Source organism: Streptomyces sp. NBC_00005 (assembly GCF_045160215.1).
GTDB lineage: Bacteria > Actinomycetota > Actinomycetes > Streptomycetales > Streptomycetaceae > Streptomyces.
This window is the reverse complement of sequence record NZ_CP108316.1, coordinates 3,059,033-3,076,099: the sequence shown is the minus strand read 5'-3', so window position 1 is coordinate 3,076,099 and position 17,067 is coordinate 3,059,033. Positions and strand designations below refer to the sequence as shown.

Genomic DNA, 17,067 nt, shown 5'->3' with positions numbered 1-17,067 from the left:
ATTCCTCTCCCGTGCGCCAGGTGTCGCCGGCTCACCACTGCGCGGGGCGGCCCTTGAGTTCCTGCCAGTAGCGCCGGTGCGCGTGCCGGGCCTGCTCGCTCGTCATCCCGGCGGGAAGCTCGGCGTCGAGCGGGTCGGCGAGTTCGGCGATGTCACGCAGGGCGGCGGCCTGGCAGGCCCGCTTGGTGAACGCGTACTGCTCGATGCAGTCCTCGGGTGTCTTCTCGGCGACGGCGACGGCGCGCTCCAGCAGTTCCCCGGCCGGAGTCAGCTCGTGCACCATGCCCAGCGCGTGCGCCTGATCCGGGGTGAAGATCTCCCCGAGCAGGCAGGTGCGGGCGGCGACCGGGTCGCCCCAGGCGTGGGCGAGCATACGGACGTACACCGCGGGCATCGGGATGCCGATCGGTACCTCGTTGAGCCCGAACCGCGCCGACCCGTCGGTGACGGCCACCCGGTAGTCGCACACGGCGGCGGTGATCAGACCTCCGGCGAAGGCGTGCCCGTTGACCGCGGCGACGGTCGGGCGCGGGTAGGTGAACAGCCGCATGTTCGTCGCCCGGTACTCCTGGAACCAGGCGGCGACGGCCGCCGGGTCGCCGGCGAAGAGAGGGAAGTGCTCGCCGAGGTCGAGGCCGGCGGAGAACCGGGCGCCGGTGCCGGTCAGGACGACGGGGGACTGCGCGTGGTCGCGTTCGAGGCGGTCGAACGCCTCGTGCAGGTCGGCGAAGAAGGCGCGGTTCTGCGCGTTGACCGGGTTGGTCGTCATCGTCACGACGGCGACTCGGCCGTGCCGCTCGATCGTCCAGCTCATACGTGGTCCTCCGCAGGGGGCGTGACGGCGTCGGGCGGTGCGGCGCCGTCGGTCCTGGCCTCCAGTGCGCGCAGTACGGCCACCATGTCCTCGCCGCCGTGGCCCCGTGCGACGGTCTCGTCGTAGAGGGTGTGGCAGATGTCGAGGAGGGGGGAGGCCAGACCGGCCTTGCGGGCGGCCTCCGCGATCAGCCGGTTGTTCTTCAGTACGTCCGCGGCCGCCGCTTGAGCGGTGAAGTCACGGGTCACCAGCTTGGGGGCCTTCACCCGGGAAACGGAACTGGCCATCGGTCCCGCGTCCAGGACGTTCCGGAGCAGGCGCTGGTCGAGTCCGTTCCGGTCGGCGAAGTGGAACGCCTCGGTCAGCCCGGTGACCAGCGTGATCAGGAACAGGTTCACCGAGAACTTCATCAGCAGGGCGCCCGGGGCCGCACCGCAGCCGAACGTCTCCCGGCAGATGGGGGCGAGCAGGGGTCGTACGGCTTCCACGGCATCGGCGTCCCCCGCCAGCATTCCCACCAACTGCCCCTGCTCGGCCGGGACCCGGGAACCGGAGACCGGGGCCTCGACGTACCTTCCGCCCGCGGCCCGGATGTCGTCCTGGAGGCTGCCCGAGTACTCGGCCGAGGTCGTGCCCATGTGGACGACGGTGTGTCCGGCGACCCGCGCGGCGAAGTCCGCAGTGCCACGGCCCAGTACCGCGTCGACGGCCGTCTCGTCGGCCAGCATGAGGATCACGACGTCGTCGGCCCGGTCGAAGACCTCGGCAGGGTCTGCCGCGACCTCGGCTCCGGCGGCGCGCAGGGGTTCACATCGGCAGGGCGTGCGGTTCCAGACCACGAGGGGCGTTCCCGCACGAGCGAGGTTGAGCGCCATGGGCTGCCCCATGATCCCGAGGCCGACGAAACCCACGTACGCCACGATGTACCGCCGTTTCTGTCCCCGCGGCAGGGCCGGACCGACCCTGTTACCGCTGATCATGACAGCGGTCATAGTAGTCCACTCCATGACGGCGGTCATAGAGTGGACTCCGGAAAGCCCACGGAACGGTGACGGAGGTCGAGGATGGCGGCGACAGTGGTGTCCGGACGTGGGCCGCGCGAGCGCATGGTCTTCAGCGCGGCGCAGCTCATCCGGCGCGACGGGGTCGGCTCCACCGGTATGCGCGAGGTCGCCGTCCACGCACAGGCGCCGCGCGGCTCGCTGCAGCACTACTTCCCGGGCGGCAAGGAGCAGTTGGTCAACGAGGCCGTCGGCTGGGCGGGCCGGTACGCGGGCAACCGGGTCACCCGCTTCCTCGCCGCGCTGTCCGAGCCGACGCCGAGCGGGCTGTTCGCCGAGATGGTGCGCCAGTGGACCGACGAGTACGCGGCCGTCGGCTTCGCGGGCGGCTGCCCGGTGGCCGCCGCCACGGTGGACTGCGCGGAGTCCACCGTGGCCACGCGCGAGGCCGCTTCCGCCGCCTTCGGCACCTGGAGCGGCTCGGTCGCCCACGCCCTGACGGAGATGGGCGTGCCGAAGGAGCGCGCCGAAGCGTTGGCCACGCTCATGATCAGTGCCTTGGAGGGGGCGATTCTCATCGCCCGGGCCGAGCAGGACGTCCGTGCCCTGACGACCGTGGCCCGGGAACTCGGCCCCCTCCTCGACGCCGCGGTACGCAAGGACGGCTGACGGGCCGCCCTACTGGAGCGCGGCTACGAACGCCCTGAGCCGGGTGACGCCTTCGTGAAGGTCATCGGTTGAGGCGGCGTACGAGAGACGGACGTGCGTCTCGGCCGTGCGCATGCCGAAGCCCCGGACCGGGGTGAGGGCGACGTGCGAGGCGACCGGGAGCAACTCGCTCTCGGCGCAAGGTCCCAGAGAAGTGCCAGAGGTGCCGCCGCGCCCCTTCCGGACCTGCATCCATACAGGTCGAATGGGGTGCGGCGACACTTCGCCGAAGGGCTGTCAGATGTCCCGGAAGATCTCGATCTGCGCCCCCACCGAGTTCAACCGCTCGGCGAGATCCTCGTAACCGCGGTTGATGACGTACACGTTCCGCAGTACGGACGTGCCGTCGGCCGCCATCATCGCCAGCAGGACGACCACGGCGGGTCGCAGCGCGGGCGGACACATCATCTCGGCGGCGCGCCAGCGGGTCGGGCCCTCGACCAGCACGCGGTGCGGGTCGAGGAGTTGGAGGCGCCCGCCGAGGCGGTTGAGGTCCGTGAGGTAGATGGCACGGTTGTCGTAGACCCAGTCGTGGATGAGGGTCTTGCCCTGGGCGACGGCGGCGATGGCCGCGAAGAACGGGACGTTGTCGATGTTCAGGCCGGGGAACGGCATCGGGTGGATCTTGTCGATCGGCGCCTCCAGCTTGGAGGGCCGGACGGTGAGGTCCACCAGTCGCGTACGGCCGTTGTCCGCGAAGTACTCGGGCGTGCGGTCGTGGTCGAGGCCCATCTCCTCCAGGACGGCGAGTTCGATCTCCAGGAACTCGATCGGGACCCGACGCACCGTCAGCTCCGACTCCGTCACCACCGCGGCCGCCAGCAGGCTCATCGCCTCGACCGGGTCCTCGGAGGGGGAGTAGTCCACGTCGGCGTCGATGTCCGGCACGCCGTGCACGGTGAGCGTCGTGGTGCCGATGCCCTCGACCCGGACGCCGAGCGCCTCCAGGAAGAAGCACAGGTCCTGGACCATGTAGTTGGAGGACGCGTTGCGGATCACGGTGACGCCGTCGGACCGCGCGGCGGCCAGCAGCGCGTTCTCGGTGACGGTGTCCCCGCGCTCGGTCAGCACGATCGGCCGGTCGGGCCGCACCGCCCGGTCCACCAGGGCGTGGTACTGCCCCTCGGTGGCGGTGACGTCGAGCCCGAACCGGCGCAGCGCGATCATGTGCGGCTCGATGGTCCGCGTGCCCAGGTCGCAACCGCCCGCGTACGGCAGCTTGAAGCGGTCCATACGGTGCAGCAGCGGACCGAGGAACATGATGATGGACCGCGTCCGTACGGCCGCATCGGCGTCGATCGCCGCCATGTTCAGCTCGGCGGGCGGCACGATCTCCAGGTCGACGCCGTCATTGATCCACCGCGTCCGCACACCGATCGAGCTCAGCACCTCGAGCAGCCGGTAGACCTCCTCGATCCGCGCCACCCGGCGCAGCACCGTGCGCCCCTTGTTGAGCAGGGACGCACAGAGCAGCGCGACGCACGCGTTCTTGCTCGTCTTGACGTCGATGGCCCCGGACAGCCGGCGACCGCCGACCACCCGCAGATGCATCGGGCCCGCATAGCCCAGCGAGACGATTTCGCTTTCCAGGGCCTCGCCGATTCGAGCGATCATCTCAAGGCTGATGTTTTGGTTGCCGCGCTCGATGCGGTTGACAGCGCTCTGACTTGTGCCGAGCGCCTCCGCCAGCTGGGCCTGTGTCCAGCCACGGTGTTGCCGCGCGTCACGGATGAGCTTGCCGATGCGTACGAGGTAGTCGTCTGCCATGAGCTTGAGGCTATCTCAGATATGAGATGGGGCCCGTCCGGGGGGTCCATTCGGGTGACGGGCCGTCAACGCCGCCTCGCGGTACGGGTGCGCCGCCATCCGAAGGGTCCGGGCAAATCCATCGATGTCGTACGACGTCCCGAGCTGCTGTGTGTGTGCCGGGGGCCGTGCCTGCCGCCGGTGGTCAGGGACCAGGAGCGCCGGTTGATGTTCAGGCGCACCCCGGGGAGGATCCGGAAACTCTTGCGGAAGGTGAGCGGCATGGGTGTCTCCCTTCGTGGCGGTCGGACTTCCCCCGCTCAGGTCGGATACCCCGACTCGGCGCACTGATGGGCCCGATTCCGCCCCGGTGTGCGAATGGTTCGTCCCGCCCGCGCCAAACGTCCCGTTCGGCCGGATAATCGCCTGGCGGGCCCGGTCGTGCGGGTGGGGCGGCCGGAGTCGTCGGGGCGCAGTGAATGAGGAGGCCGGGCATGACCATCCCGGCCTCATGTACTAGAGTTATCTCGACATCGAGATAACTGCCGAGGAGCACCGCAGCCGCCACCCCGGTAAGGGTTACCTAACTTAGCCCTACCTTAGCGGATCGGCCAAGATGCCGTGGCGGCACCACGCGGCGGTAGCCGCAAAGTGTCGGCGTGTGGTGAGTACGCGCACATCAATGAAGGAGACTGTCGTGTCGGCGAACAGCTTCGACGCCCGCAGCACGCTGCAGGTGGGCGACGAGTCGTACGAGATCTTCCGGCTGGACAAGGTGGAGGGCTCGGCCCGACTGCCGTACAGCCTCAAGGTCCTGCTGGAGAACCTGCTCCGCACGGAGGACGGCGCGAACATCACCGCCGACCACATCCGCGCCCTCGGCGGCTGGGACTCCCAGGCGCAGCCCAGCCAGGAGATCCAGTTCACGCCGGCCCGCGTGATCATGCAGGACTTCACCGGCGTGCCCTGTGTCGTGGACCTCGCCACCATGCGTGAGGCCGTCAAGGAGCTCGGCGGCGACCCGGCGAAGATCAACCCGCTGGCCCCGGCCGAGCTGGTCATCGACCACTCCGTCATCGCCGACAAGTTCGGCACCAACGAGGCCTTCGCCCAGAACGTCGAGCTGGAGTACGGCCGCAACAAGGAGCGCTACCAGTTCCTGCGCTGGGGTCAGACCGCCTTCGACGAGTTCAAGGTCGTCCCGCCCGGCACCGGCATCGTCCACCAGGTCAACATCGAGCACCTCGCTCGTACGGTCATGGTCCGCAACGGACAGGCGTACCCCGACACCCTCGTCGGCACCGACTCGCACACCACCATGGTCAACGGCCTCGGTGTGCTGGGCTGGGGCGTCGGCGGCATCGAGGCCGAGGCCGCGATGCTCGGCCAGCCGGTCTCGATGCTCATTCCGCGCGTCGTCGGCTTCAAGCTGACCGGTGAGCTGCCCGCCGGCACCACCGCCACGGACCTCGTCCTCACGATCACCGAGATGCTGCGCAAGCACGGTGTCGTCGGCAAGTTCGTCGAGTTCTACGGCGAGGGCGTGGCCGCCACCTCCCTCGCCAACCGCGCCACCATCGGCAACATGTCGCCGGAGTTCGGCTCCACCGCCGCGATCTTCCCGATCGACGACGAGACCCTGAAGTACCTGCGTCTGACCGGCCGTGACGAGCAGCAGGTCGCGCTCGTCGAGGCGTACGCCAAGCAGCAGGGCCTGTGGCTGGACCCGAAGGCCGAGCCGGACTTCTCCGAGAAGCTCGAGCTGGACCTGTCGACCGTCGTCCCCTCGATCGCCGGCCCGAAGCGCCCGCAGGACCGCATCGTCCTCGCGAACGCCTCGCAGCAGTTCGCGCAGGACGTCCGCAACTACGTCGCCGAGGACGACGAGGCGGGCAAGGAGTCCTTCCCGGCCTCCGACTCCCCGGCCTCCTCCAACGGCGTACCGACCCGCCCGACCACGGTCACGGCCCCCGACGGCTCGACCTACGAGATCGACCACGGCGCGGTGACGGTCGCGGCCATCACCTCCTGCACCAACACCTCGAACCCGTACGTCATGGTCGCCGCCGCGCTCGTCGCGAAGAAGGCCGTGGAGAAGGGTCTGACCCGCAAGCCGTGGGTCAAGACCACCCTCGCCCCGGGCTCCAAGGTCGTCACCGACTACTTCGACAAGGCGGGCCTGACCCCCTACCTCGACAAGGTCGGCTTCAACCTCGTCGGCTACGGCTGCACCACCTGCATCGGCAACTCCGGCCCGCTGCCGGAGGAGGTCTCCAAGGCCGTCAACGACCATGACCTCGCCGTGACTTCGGTCCTCTCCGGCAACCGCAACTTCGAGGGCCGGATCAACCCCGACGTCAAGATGAACTACCTGGCCTCCCCGCCGCTGGTCGTCGCGTACGCCCTCGCGGGCTCCATGAAGGTGGACATCACCAAGGACGCGCTGGGCACCGACCAGGACGGCAACCCGGTCTTCCTGAAGGACATCTGGCCCTCCGAGGCCGAGGTCAACGACGTCGTGGCCAACGCCATCGGCGAGGACATGTTCAACAAGTCCTACGCCGACGTCTTCGCCGGCGACGCCCAGTGGCAGGCGCTGCCGATCCCCACCGGCAACACCTTCGAGTGGGACGCCGAGTCGACGTACGTCCGCAAGCCCCCTTACTTCGAGGGCCTGACGATGGAGACCACCCCGGTCTCCGACATCGCGGGCGCCCGCGTCCTGGCCAAGCTGGGCGACTCGGTCACCACCGACCACATCTCCCCGGCCGGTGCGATCAAGGCCGACACCCCGGCCGGCAAGTACCTCACCGAGCACGGTGTGGAGCGTCGTGACTTCAACTCCTACGGCTCGCGCCGAGGCAACCACGAGGTCATGATCCGCGGCACGTTCGCCAACATCCGCCTGCGCAACCAGGTCGCGCCTGGCACCGAGGGCGGCTACACCCGCGACTTCACGCAGGAGGGCGGCCCGGTCGCCTTCATCTACGACGCCTCGCGCAACTACATCGCGCAGGGCACCCCGCTGGTCATCCTGGCCGGCAAGGAGTACGGCTCGGGCTCGTCCCGCGACTGGGCGGCCAAGGGCACCTCGCTGCTGGGCGTCAAGGCCGTCATCGCCGAGTCCTACGAGCGCATCCACCGCTCCAACCTCATCGGCATGGGCGTCATCCCGCTGCAGTACCCGGCGGGCCAGTCCGCCGAGACCCTCGGCCTGACCGGCGAGGAGGCCTTCTCCTTCAGCGGCATCACCGAGCTGAACGACGGCACCACCCCCGCCACGGTCAAGGTCACCACCGACACGGGCGTCGAGTTCGACGCGGTCGTCCGCATCGACACCCCCGGTGAGGCCGACTACTACCGCAACGGCGGCATCCTGCAGTACGTGCTGCGCAGCCTGATCCGCAAGTAGGCGGTACGGCAAGGCAGTTGAGGGCCGTGCCCCCGGTTCGCCGGGGGTGCGGCCTTCGTCGTTTCCGTGCCGGGATCTCCCAGGTCATCACCCATGCTCAGGTGGAACACAGGGTTCCCCCAGCGGACCGGGACAGTATCGAGACATGTCAGGCACCTCTGCGTCCCGAACCGGTCGGGTCCGTGTGCTCGTCGTCGAAGACGAGCCCGGGCTCACCGAGCTGTTGTCCGTCGCCGTCACCGAGGCGGGCTGGCGGCCCTACCCGGCCGCCGACGGGCGAAGCGCGCTGCGCATCGCCCGGGACTGCGCCCCGCACGCCGTCGTGCTCGACGGGATGCTGCCCGACCTGGACGGCATCCAGGTACTGCGCCGCCTCCGGTACGAGAACCCGAAGCTCCCCGTGCTCATGCTCACCGCCCGCGACGCGATCGAGCACCGCATCGACGGCCTCGAGAACGGCGCCGACGACTATGTGACCAAGCCCTTCTCCCTCGAGGAGGTCGTGCTGCGGCTGCGCGGCCTGCTGCGCCGGGCCGGCACCGGACACAGCCGCGCCGACGATCCCGTACACGTCCTCGGCGACCTCGTCCTGACCGAGGAGACCCGCGAGGTGCACCGCGCCGGTACGCGGATCCAGCTCACCGCCAAGGAGTTCGACGTGCTCAGGCTGATGCTGAACCACCCACGCCAGGTGCTGAGCAAGGACCGGATCCTCGACCAGGTGTGGAGCAGCTCCTTCGACGGCGGCGGCAACCTCGTCGAGGTCTACATCTCCAGCCTGCGCCGGAAGATCGACAAGGGCCGGGCGCCGATGATCCACACCGTACGAGGGATGGGGTACGCCATCAGGCCCACGGAGAACGGCAGATGACCGCCCGCCCGCGTGTCCGCTCCCTGCGCACGCGCCTGTTGCTCTACATCACCGCCACACTCGTCGTCGTGTGCGCCGCGATGGCGCTCACCACGGTCTTCGCCCAACGCGCCTATCTGCTCGACAACTTGGACGACCGGGTCGGCGACGCCGCCGAACGCAGCCTGGGCGGGGCCTCGATCCACCCGACGCTCGACACGAACCTCGGGTTCCTGCACGAGAACGGCCAACCCGCCGGCATGCTGGCCGCCCGCCTGGACGACAAGGGGGCGATCGTCGCCGGGGCGCTGGTCGGCCAGGACAAGGCACCGCTGGCGCTGACCGCGGCCCAGCGGGGGGCCCTGGCGGGCATCGCCACCGACGGTTCGAAGCACACCCGTACCGTCCCCGGCCTCGGCGCGTACCGCGTCACCGCGCTGGACGACAACGGCGTCCGCGTCCTGGCCGGCCTCCCGATGGACGACGTACAGGACATGATCAGCGGACTGGTCCTGGTCGAGGCGGGCGTGGCGGCCGCCGGCCTGACCGTCGCGGGGGTCGTCTCCGCGGTCGTGATACGACGCCAACTGCGCCCTCTGGGCAGGGTCGCCGCCACGGCCGTCGAGGTCTCCCGCATCCCGCTGGACCGCGGCGAGGTCACCGGCCTCACCCGCGTCCCCTCCCGGGACACCGACGCCGGCAGCGAGGCCGGCCAGGTCGGTGCCGCGCTCAACCGGATGATCGACCACGTCGAGTCCTCCCTCGCCGAACGCCGGCGCAGCGAGGAGCAGGTACGCAGCAGCGAGGAACGCATGCGGCGCTTCCTGGCCGACGCGAGCCACGAACTCCGTACGCCACTGGCGTCCATCGCGGGCTACGCGGAACTGATGAACCTCGGCACGGACCGCATCGAACCGGTGCTGGCGTGGCGCCGGGTGTCGGCGGAGTCGGCGCGGATGACGGGCCTGGTCGAGGGCCTGCTGCTGCTCGCCCGGCTGGACGAGGGGCGGCCGCTGGAATCGGGTGAGGTCGATCTCGCGGCCGTGGTCGCCGAGGCGCTGTGGGACGCGCGGGCGGCGGGCGGCGGACACGACTGGCAGCTCGTCCTGTCCCTCGACGACGCCCCGGCCGCGGTCGCCGGCGACGAGGCACGGCTCCACCAGGTGGTGGCCAACCTGTTGGCCAACGCACGTATGCACACGCCTGTGGGCACGACGGTGGTGGCGGAGGTGGAGGCGACGGCCGAGCGATGCGTGATTCGGGTGCGGGACGACGGGCCGGGGATTCCGCCGGAACTCCTCCCGAGGGTCTTCGAGCGGTTCACCCGCGCCGACACGTCCCGCTCGCGCGCGCCGGGCGGGGCCGGCGGGTCGGGGCTGGGGCTGGCCATCGCGGTGGCGATCGTGAGGGCTCACGGCGGACGTATCGACGTGGACAGCGTTCCCGGCCGCACGGAGTTCACCGTCGAACTGCCCCCGGCCTCAAGGGCAACGGCCACCGGGCTTCAGCCCGCAGGGGACCAAGTCGTCCGTACGAGGCGGGCGTCGGTGTAACCGGACGCCCGGCGGCGTTCGCGTGTCCACCCGCCTACCCTGACGGCGTGGCCACCACCGACCTCCTTCAACGTGCCCTCCACGACCCGGGCGAGCTCTCCCTGCGCCCGCTGCCGGACGATGCGGCCCGACTGCTGCGCGACCTCGACGCCTCGCCCCGGCTGGCGGCACACCTCCGGGCCGTTCACGACGTGGCGCATCAACTCGTCGACTGGATGGCACGGGAGCACCCGGCGGTCCGGCTCGACCGTGACGCCGTCCTCTTCGGGGCGGCCACGCACGACATCGGCAAGACGGCACACCCGACCGAACTGTCCGGCCCCGGCTCCGCGCACGAGGCGGCCGGGCGTGCGCTGCTGCTGGCCAGGGGCGTCGACCCGGAGTCGGCCCGGTTCGCCGAGACGCACGCGGCGTGGACCCGGCCGGACCTCGGCGTCGAGGACCTGCTGGTGAGCGTCGCCGACAAGATCTGGAAGGGCAAGCGGGTACAGGAGTTGGAGGATCTCGTGGTCGCGCGGCTCGCGGCGGCGAGCGGACGTCCGGCCTGGGAGGAGTTCCTGGCCTTCGACGACCTGCTCACGGCCATCGGCCACGACGCCGACCGGCGGCTGGCCTTCCAGTCGGCCTATCCGGTGCACCGGATGCCCTGAGCACCCGGTTGCACCAGCCGTTTACAAGTGGGCCAACCGGCGCTAGCTTCCCCACTGGTGGGGTGGGAGCGCTCCCATAGGGGCGGCGGACCGGAACCCGCCGCGCCCGGTCGCCCCCACCCCGCTCACATCCGTACCTGCGCACCTCCACACCTCCATCCGCGTGCCCGCATCCCCATCCGCACGGACGTACTGAAGGAACTCATCTGTCATGATCCTGACAACAACAAGGGCAAGCCGACCGCCGCGCCGATTAACGCCCCCCACCAGAGCTCTCTTTCTCATCCTCGTCTCCCTCCTCGCCACCCTCCCGGCCTTAGCCCTCGTCGTCACGGCGGGCGGCAAGGCTGAGGCCCACGGCACCCCCATGAAGCCCGGCAGCCGCACCTTCCTGTGCTGGCAGGACGGGCTCACCGACACCGGTGAGATCAAGCCCGTCAACCCGGCCTGCAAGGCGGCCCAACAGGTCAGCGGCACCACGCCGTTCTACAACTGGTTCTCCGTGCTGCGCTCCGACGGCGCCGGCCGCACCCGCGGCTTCGTGCCGGACGGCGAGCTGTGCAGCGGTGGCAACACCAACTTCACGGGGTTCAACACCCCCAGCGCCGACTGGCCGTTGACCCACCTCACCTCGGGCGCGACCGTCGACTTCTCGTACAACGCCTGGGCCGCGCACCCGGGTTGGTTCTACGTCTACATCACCAAGGACGGCTTCGACCCGACCAAGCCGCTCACCTGGGACGACATGGAGGACACCCCGTTCCTCTCGGTCGACCACCCGCCGCTCAACGGCACCCCGGGCACAGTGGAGGCCAACTACTCCTGGACGGGGCAGCTTCCGGCGAACAAGTCCGGGCGGAACATCATCTACATGGTGTGGCAGCGCTCGGACAGCGCGGAGACCTTCTACTCCTGCTCCGACGTCGTCTTCGACGGCGGCAACGGCGAGGTGACGGGCATTCACGACCCGGGCAACCCGACCGACCCGGTACCGGGCACGTGCGAGGCGACCCGCAGGACGACCGGCAGTTGGAGCGGCGGCTACCAGTCCGAGGTGACCGTCACCAACAGCGGCGACGTCCCGATGCTGGGCTGGATGGTCGACTGGACGCTGCCGAGCGGCCAGTCCGTGGCCAGCCTCTGGAGCGGCAACGCGACCTACAGCGGCCAGGACGTGATGGTCCACAACGCCGACTGGAACGGTTCGCTGGATCCGGGGGAGAGCACGACGTTCGGCTACGTCGTCTCGGGCGACGGCGGTGATACGGCGACGAGCCTGCCCTGCCAGGTGGGCTGAACCGCCGCTCGGGGCGGACCCGGTGGGCGCTGAGCCGTTGCCCATCGGGTCCCGCGAGCAGGCAGTCGGGCGAAGCTCAGTGGGAGTCCACCATCCGGTACCCGATGGCGGTCACCCTGGGCTTGCCCTTGGTGGACAGTTCGGCAAGGCCCTGGCCCTGGAACAAGTCGGTGATCACGGTTCGCTTCGTGGAGTTGTAGACGGCCTCCTCGTCGTTCGGACCGATCTGGAAGGAGCTCATGTACTGGGGCTTCAGCATTCTCTCCTGGGTGTGTGCGGTCGGGAAGACCGTGACCACACCACCGTCGGCGAGCTTCAGCGCGTACACCTTCGGGTGCGAGGGTTCCTTGGCGAAGTACTTCTTGGTCGCGTAGCGGGCCAGGTTGCCGGTGTCACGCTCCTTGTAGACCTTCACCGAGTCCTTGGTGGCGCTGGTGGTGGCCAGTTGCTTCGCAGCCTTCTGGCCGCCGGTCTCGAACAGGTCCTCGTAGACGGTGCCGAGTTGGTCCGGGGCGAGCGTTCCGACCTTCTTGGAAGCGTCGACGGCCGTGACGAGCCCGTTCCGGTCGACGGCGATCTCCGGCAGCGCCTCGTCGCTGTAGGCGGACGCGACGAGCTTGTAGGTGCCTCCGGTCCTGTCGAAGATCAAGAGGGCGTCGTCATCGGATCCGGACGACTTGGCCTTGACCGCGAACCAGGTGGCGGTGCCGGTGGCGGGCAGGTAGTAGGTGCGGTTCTTGTAGAAGAAGGGCGATCCGTATTCCTTCTGGTCCTTCGCGGACCAGGTCTTGAACAGCTTGTAGTCCGCCTTCGACTGCTCGTGCACCTGCCCGGCCTCGACCGTGGCCAGTAGCTTCTCGTCGCGGGCCTTGTTGGCGCTGTTGTTGACCCTCTCGTAGTCGTCGACCACCTTTTTGGCGGTCTCCTTCGTCACCACGCCCTGCGAGGTGGGGCTCGCGCTGCTCCGTGGGCTGGCCGCCGAGTCCTTGTCCGCGTCCGCACCGCATGCGGTGAGGGCCATCGTCGCGGTGACGCCGATGGCCAGCGTGGTGAGGCTGTGCAGTCGCGTGGTCCCGGTCGTGGATCGGGTCATGGGGTGGTGATCCTCCTGCTGGGGCGGTCTCTTGTCCGTGCGTGGGGGGAGGGGGACGGAAGGCAGGGCGCGGGTGGGCGCCGTCTCTCGTCCTGGACCGTGGAGTCGCGTGCTCGCGCACTCGCCGGGCGGGTGTCGCCCTGCCGGGACTTGGCCGGATGGCGGGCGTCAGGAAGCGTCTGACCCGAGTGGCCCGGAGATTCGCGACGGCATGGCGCTGCCCATGGATGTCTGCCCCCGTTCTGTTTCCTTCTGCAAGCCTCGCGAGCATAGCGAGAGGGCATCGGCAGGGAGGCAAGGGGGCCGGTCGGCTGAACCGCCGCTCGGGGCGGACCCGGTGGCGGTGTGTCGGGCCACCGGGTCCGCGAGCCGGGGCAGGCCGGGGGAGTACCTGTTCCGGATGGTGCTGGCTTGTGACGACGCCGTGCTGTGCGACAACGTTGTCGATTGGTCTGCACATGACTGTACCGCGTCAACAGACAACGATGTCAAGCCAGTTGGCCGTGCCGTCCGATCGTGGTCGTCCCGTGGCCCGTACGGGTGCCGGGTCCCGCGAGCCCCGTGCCCGTACGCACTCTTCCGTGGTACGCGTGGCGCACGCTACTGTCCCTGCGGCTTGTGCGACCTGTGGTGCGCGACCCGTCCGAAGGAGGAGGGGCCGCGTCATGCGTTTCCGTCCCACGTCCCTGCTGCTGGCCGCGGTACTCGCGGTCGGCGGTGCCACCCCTGCCCTCGCGGCGACCGCCGCCGCCCCACCGGATCTCGTCCGGGACCCGACCTCATACGTCGATCCGCTCATCGGCACCAGGAACGGCGGCAACGTCTTCCCGGGCGCCGTCACGCCCTTCGGCATGCTCTCCTGGAGTCCCGAGAACACCAGAGGCGACGCCACGCGCACGGCCGCGCCCGGCGGTTACCAGTACGACGCCACCCGCATCCGGGGCTTCAGCCTCACCCACATGTCCGGCACGGGCTGCGCGGGCGGCAGTGGTGACATCCCGTTCTTCCCGTACGCCGGCGAGGTCACCTCCTCGCCCGCGAGCGACACCAAGGACGCCGTGTACGCGTCCGACTTCAGCCACGCCGACGAGACCGCCGAGCCCGGGCACTACAAGGTGGGGCTCGCCTCCGGGGTCACCGCCGACCTCACGGCGACGGCCCGGACGGGCTCCGGACGCTTCACCTTCCCGGCCGACAAGCCCGCCTCCCTGCTCATCCGCACCGCCAACTCCGAGGTGGGCTCCACCGATTCGTCGGTCCGCATCGACCCGGCGACCCGCACGGTCTCCGGCTCCGTCACCTCCGGCGACTTCTGCGGCTACCTCGATCCGGAAGGCCAACGCGCCTACTACACCGTGTACTTCACCGCCCGCTTCGACCGTGACTTCAAGGCGAACGGCACCTGGCAGGACGACACGCTCAGCCCCGGGTCCCGTGAAGCGACGGGCGGCACCGGTGGCTTCTCCAAGGGCGGGCAGCCCGTCGCGGGCAAGGGCGCCGGCGGCTACGTCGAGTTCGAGCCCGGCGCCGGTCCCGTGAACGTCAAGGTCGGTATCTCGTACGTGAGTCAGGCCGGCGCCGCCGCCAACCTCGCGGCGGAGAACCCGCCGCACCGCTCCTTCGACGCGGTGCGGGACGCGGCCCACCGTGCCTGGCGCGACCGCCTGGACGCCATCCGGGTCGGCGGCGGAACCGATGCCGAGCGCACCACCTTCTACACCGCGCTGTACCACGCCCTTCTGCACCCGAACCTCATCAGTGACGCCGACCGCGGATACCGGGGCAGTGACGGCAAGGTGCACACCGTGGCACGCGGCCATCAGGCCCAGTACGGCACCTTCTCCGGCTGGGACGTCTACCGCAACCAGGTGCAGCTGCTGACCCTGCTCAGCCCGCGCACGGGCTCCGACATCGCGCAGTCGCTGTACGAACTCGCCCAGCAGAACGGCGGCGTCTGGGACCGCTGGCTGCACGGCGCGAGCGGCACCCACGTCATGAACGGCGACCCCTCGCCCACCGCCCTGGCGGGCATCCGCGCGTTCGGCGGCACGGACTTCGACCTGCACGGCGCGCTGGACTCGCTCGTCGAGGCGGCCACGGTCCCCACCGAACAGGACCTGTCGGCCGCCGGGAAGCCGGTGCTCTCGGTGGGCCAACGACCCTCCCTCGACAAGTACGTGAAGCTGCACTACATGCCGTCCGTCTCCAACGCCTGGGGCGGCGCGGCCGAGACGCTCGAGATGTCCGGCGCCGACTTCTCCCTCTCCCAACTCGCCACCGCGGCAGGGGAGAAGGACACCGCGGCCACCTTCGCCAAGCGTTCCCAGTGGTGGCAGAACAACTTCAACACCGCCGCCGACCCCACCGGCGGCTACATCGCCAACCGCAAGGCCGACGGCAGCTGGGTCACCGGGTTCACACCGTCGACCGGCAACGGATTCGTCGAGGGCACGGCCGCCCAGTACACCTGGATGGTGCAGCACAACCCGGCCGGCCTGTTCGCGGCGATGGGCGGCAAGGACAAGGCACTCGCCCGCCTCGACACCTTCTTCCACGACGCCGACGGCGGCTGGGTCTTCACCGGTAGCGGCGGCGACAAGTCCGAACTGGACAACGAGCCGTCGATCAACGTGCCCTACCTGTACGACTATGCGGGCGCCCCGTACAAGGCGCAGGAGACGGTGCGCGCCGCGATGCGGCAGCTGTGGTCCACCGAACCCGCGGGCATCCCCGGCAACGACGACCTCGGGGCGATGTCCTCCTGGTACGTCTTCTCCGCGCTCGGCATGTACCCGCAGGTGCCGTCCCGCGCCGAACTCGCCCTCGCCTCACCGCTGTTCCCCCGCGTCGAGATCGACCGGCCGCACGGCAACGACATCTCCATCCGCGCGGACGGCGCCGCCGCCGACTCCCCGTACATCCAGTCCCTGAAGGTCGACGGCCGTACCGCCGACCGTTCTTGGCTCCCGTCCTCCCTCGTACGGGACGGCGGCCGGCTCGACTACACGCTCTCCGGAACGCCGGACAAGGAGTGGGGCAGCGACCCCTCCGACGCCCCGCCCTCCTTCCGTGAGGGCGAGCAGCCGTACCAGATCGGTGTGGGTCCGACCACGGCGACGATCGCACCGGGCGAGAGCGCGAAGGTCGGTATCCGTGCCCTGTCGATGAGCGGCGGTACCGGGCCCGAGGTGCGGTTCAAGGTCGAGGTGCCCGACGGGATCACCGCAACTCCCGCCGAGGGAACGGTCGTCGACAGCTCGCAGGAGATCACCCTGAGTTCCGGCAAGGACATGAAACAGGGCTTCTACGACGCCAAGGTCACGGTGACGTCGGACGACACCTCGTACGAGCAGCCCGTGGCCCTGACGGTGGCCGCCCCCGGAACCCTCCTCGCCGCCTACAACAACACCGGTGTCTCGGACGACGAGGGCGAGCACGACGAGGCCGACTACGACGGCGGCGGCTGGAGCTACTCCCGCCAGGCCCTCGCGGCGGCCGGCCTCACGCCCGGCGGGCAGGGCACGGTCGACGGGCTGACCTTCAGCTGGCCCGACTCGCCCTCCGCCCGCCCGGACAACGTCTCGGCGGCCGGGCAGACCGTCGAACTCGCCGACCCGGCGGCCAAGTTGTCGTTCGTCGGCAGCGCGGTCAACGGCAACCAGCAGACCAAGGCCACCGTCACCTACAGCGACGGCACCACCGACACGGTCGACCTCTCCTTCACCGACTGGACCGTGGGCGGCGGCGCCGGGACCGTCCAGTACGGCAACGAGGTCGTCGCCAAGACCGCGTACCGCAACGTCGCCGGCGCGGACAAGGACCCGGTGGCGACGTACATCTTCGCCACCAAGCCGTTCGCGGCACCCGAGGGGAAGACGATCGCGAGTGTGAAGTTGCCGGAGAACACCGACCTGCACGTGTTCACCATCGCGACCGGCTGACA

Annotated in this window: 12 protein-coding genes; 7 read left to right on the top strand and 5 right to left on the bottom strand. The window is 69.8% G+C overall.

Annotated elements, in window-relative coordinates; genetic code table 11:
- Positions 1–31: 31 nt before the first annotated feature.
- Both OG303_RS14265 and OG303_RS14260 read right to left on the bottom strand, forming a co-directional pair.
- Entirely contained in the window at positions 32–814 is a 783-nt protein-coding gene (locus tag OG303_RS14265; protein WP_405868486.1) for an enoyl-CoA hydratase/isomerase family protein, read from the bottom strand.
- The gene (locus OG303_RS14260; RefSeq protein WP_405877263.1) at positions 811–1,734 is read right to left on the bottom strand and encodes an NAD(P)-dependent oxidoreductase; all 924 of its coding nucleotides are present in this window, start codon (positions 1,732–1,734) and stop codon (positions 811–813) included. Before OG303_RS14260 ends, OG303_RS14265 begins: the two co-directional genes overlap by 4 nt.
- 144 nt (positions 1,735–1,878) lie before the next feature.
- On the opposite strand from OG303_RS14260, the gene OG303_RS14255 reads away from it, so the two are divergent.
- Positions 1,879–2,484: a TetR/AcrR family transcriptional regulator gene (locus tag OG303_RS14255; protein WP_405868484.1), complete on the top strand. Its 606-nt coding sequence runs from the start codon at positions 1,879–1,881 to the stop codon at positions 2,482–2,484.
- A 276-nt stretch (positions 2,485–2,760) separates the two neighbouring features.
- Here the strand turns inward: OG303_RS14255 and OG303_RS14250 are convergent, their stop codons facing one another.
- Positions 2,761–4,290, bottom strand: a complete 1,530-nt coding sequence (locus OG303_RS14250; RefSeq protein ID WP_405868482.1) for a helix-turn-helix domain-containing protein — start codon at positions 4,288–4,290, stop codon at positions 2,761–2,763.
- Between the two features lie 65 nt (positions 4,291–4,355).
- A complete protein-coding gene (locus OG303_RS14245; RefSeq protein WP_405868480.1) occupies positions 4,356–4,553 on the bottom strand; it encodes a DUF4236 domain-containing protein in 198 nt (65 codons plus the stop codon).
- 413 nt (positions 4,554–4,966) lie between these two features.
- Between OG303_RS14245 and acnA the strand changes: the two genes are divergently transcribed.
- From acnA to OG303_RS14220, 5 genes are all read left to right on the top strand, one after another.
- Complete coding sequence (acnA, locus tag OG303_RS14240) at positions 4,967–7,681, top strand: aconitate hydratase AcnA (protein ID WP_405868478.1); 2,715 nt, start codon at positions 4,967–4,969, stop codon at positions 7,679–7,681.
- 145 nt (positions 7,682–7,826) lie between these two features.
- Entirely contained in the window at positions 7,827–8,552 is a 726-nt protein-coding gene (locus OG303_RS14235; protein WP_405868476.1) for a response regulator transcription factor, read from the top strand.
- The gene (locus OG303_RS14230; protein WP_405868474.1) at positions 8,549–10,084 is read left to right on the top strand and encodes an ATP-binding protein; all 1,536 of its coding nucleotides are present in this window, start codon (positions 8,549–8,551) and stop codon (positions 10,082–10,084) included. Before OG303_RS14235 ends, OG303_RS14230 begins: the two co-directional genes overlap by 4 nt.
- 47 nt (positions 10,085–10,131) lie before the next feature.
- Positions 10,132–10,734, top strand: coding sequence for an HD domain-containing protein (locus OG303_RS14225; protein WP_405868472.1), 603 nt, complete (start codon positions 10,132–10,134; stop codon positions 10,732–10,734).
- Between the two features lie 211 nt (positions 10,735–10,945).
- A complete protein-coding gene (locus OG303_RS14220; RefSeq protein WP_405868470.1) occupies positions 10,946–12,031 on the top strand; it encodes a lytic polysaccharide monooxygenase in 1,086 nt (361 codons plus the stop codon).
- Between the two features lie 76 nt (positions 12,032–12,107).
- Here OG303_RS14220 and OG303_RS14215 read toward each other — a convergent pair whose 3' ends face one another.
- Positions 12,108–13,124: a hypothetical protein gene (locus OG303_RS14215; RefSeq protein WP_405868468.1), complete on the bottom strand. Its 1,017-nt coding sequence runs from the start codon at positions 13,122–13,124 to the stop codon at positions 12,108–12,110.
- A 665-nt stretch (positions 13,125–13,789) separates the two neighbouring features.
- Here OG303_RS14215 and OG303_RS14210 point away from each other — a divergent pair.
- A complete protein-coding gene (locus OG303_RS14210) occupies positions 13,790–17,065 on the top strand; it encodes a GH92 family glycosyl hydrolase (protein ID WP_405868466.1) in 3,276 nt (1,091 codons plus the stop codon).
- Positions 17,066–17,067: the final 2 nt, after the last annotated feature.

What these genes read in the sequence shown, in the direction of transcription:
- OG303_RS14265 (WP_405868486.1), bottom strand. Translation starts at nt 814, where the DNA reads ATGAGCTGGACGATCGAGCGGCACGGCCGAGTCGCCGTCGTGACGATG.
- OG303_RS14255 (WP_405868484.1), top strand. Translation starts at nt 1,879, where the DNA reads ATGGCGGCGACAGTGGTGTCCGGACGTGGGCCGCGCGAGCGCATGGTC.
- OG303_RS14250 (WP_405868482.1), bottom strand. Translation starts at nt 4,290, where the DNA reads ATGGCAGACGACTACCTCGTACGCATCGGCAAGCTCATCCGTGACGCG.
- OG303_RS14245 (WP_405868480.1), bottom strand. Translation starts at nt 4,553, where the DNA reads ATGCCGCTCACCTTCCGCAAGAGTTTCCGGATCCTCCCCGGGGTGCGC.
- OG303_RS14235 (WP_405868476.1), top strand. Translation starts at nt 7,827, where the DNA reads ATGTCAGGCACCTCTGCGTCCCGAACCGGTCGGGTCCGTGTGCTCGTC.
- OG303_RS14230 (WP_405868474.1), top strand. Translation starts at nt 8,549, where the DNA reads ATGACCGCCCGCCCGCGTGTCCGCTCCCTGCGCACGCGCCTGTTGCTC.
- OG303_RS14220 (WP_405868470.1), top strand. Translation starts at nt 10,946, where the DNA reads ATGATCCTGACAACAACAAGGGCAAGCCGACCGCCGCGCCGATTAACG.
- OG303_RS14215 (WP_405868468.1), bottom strand. Translation starts at nt 13,124, where the DNA reads ATGACCCGATCCACGACCGGGACCACGCGACTGCACAGCCTCACCACG.
- OG303_RS14210 (WP_405868466.1), top strand. Translation starts at nt 13,790, where the DNA reads ATGCGTTTCCGTCCCACGTCCCTGCTGCTGGCCGCGGTACTCGCGGTC.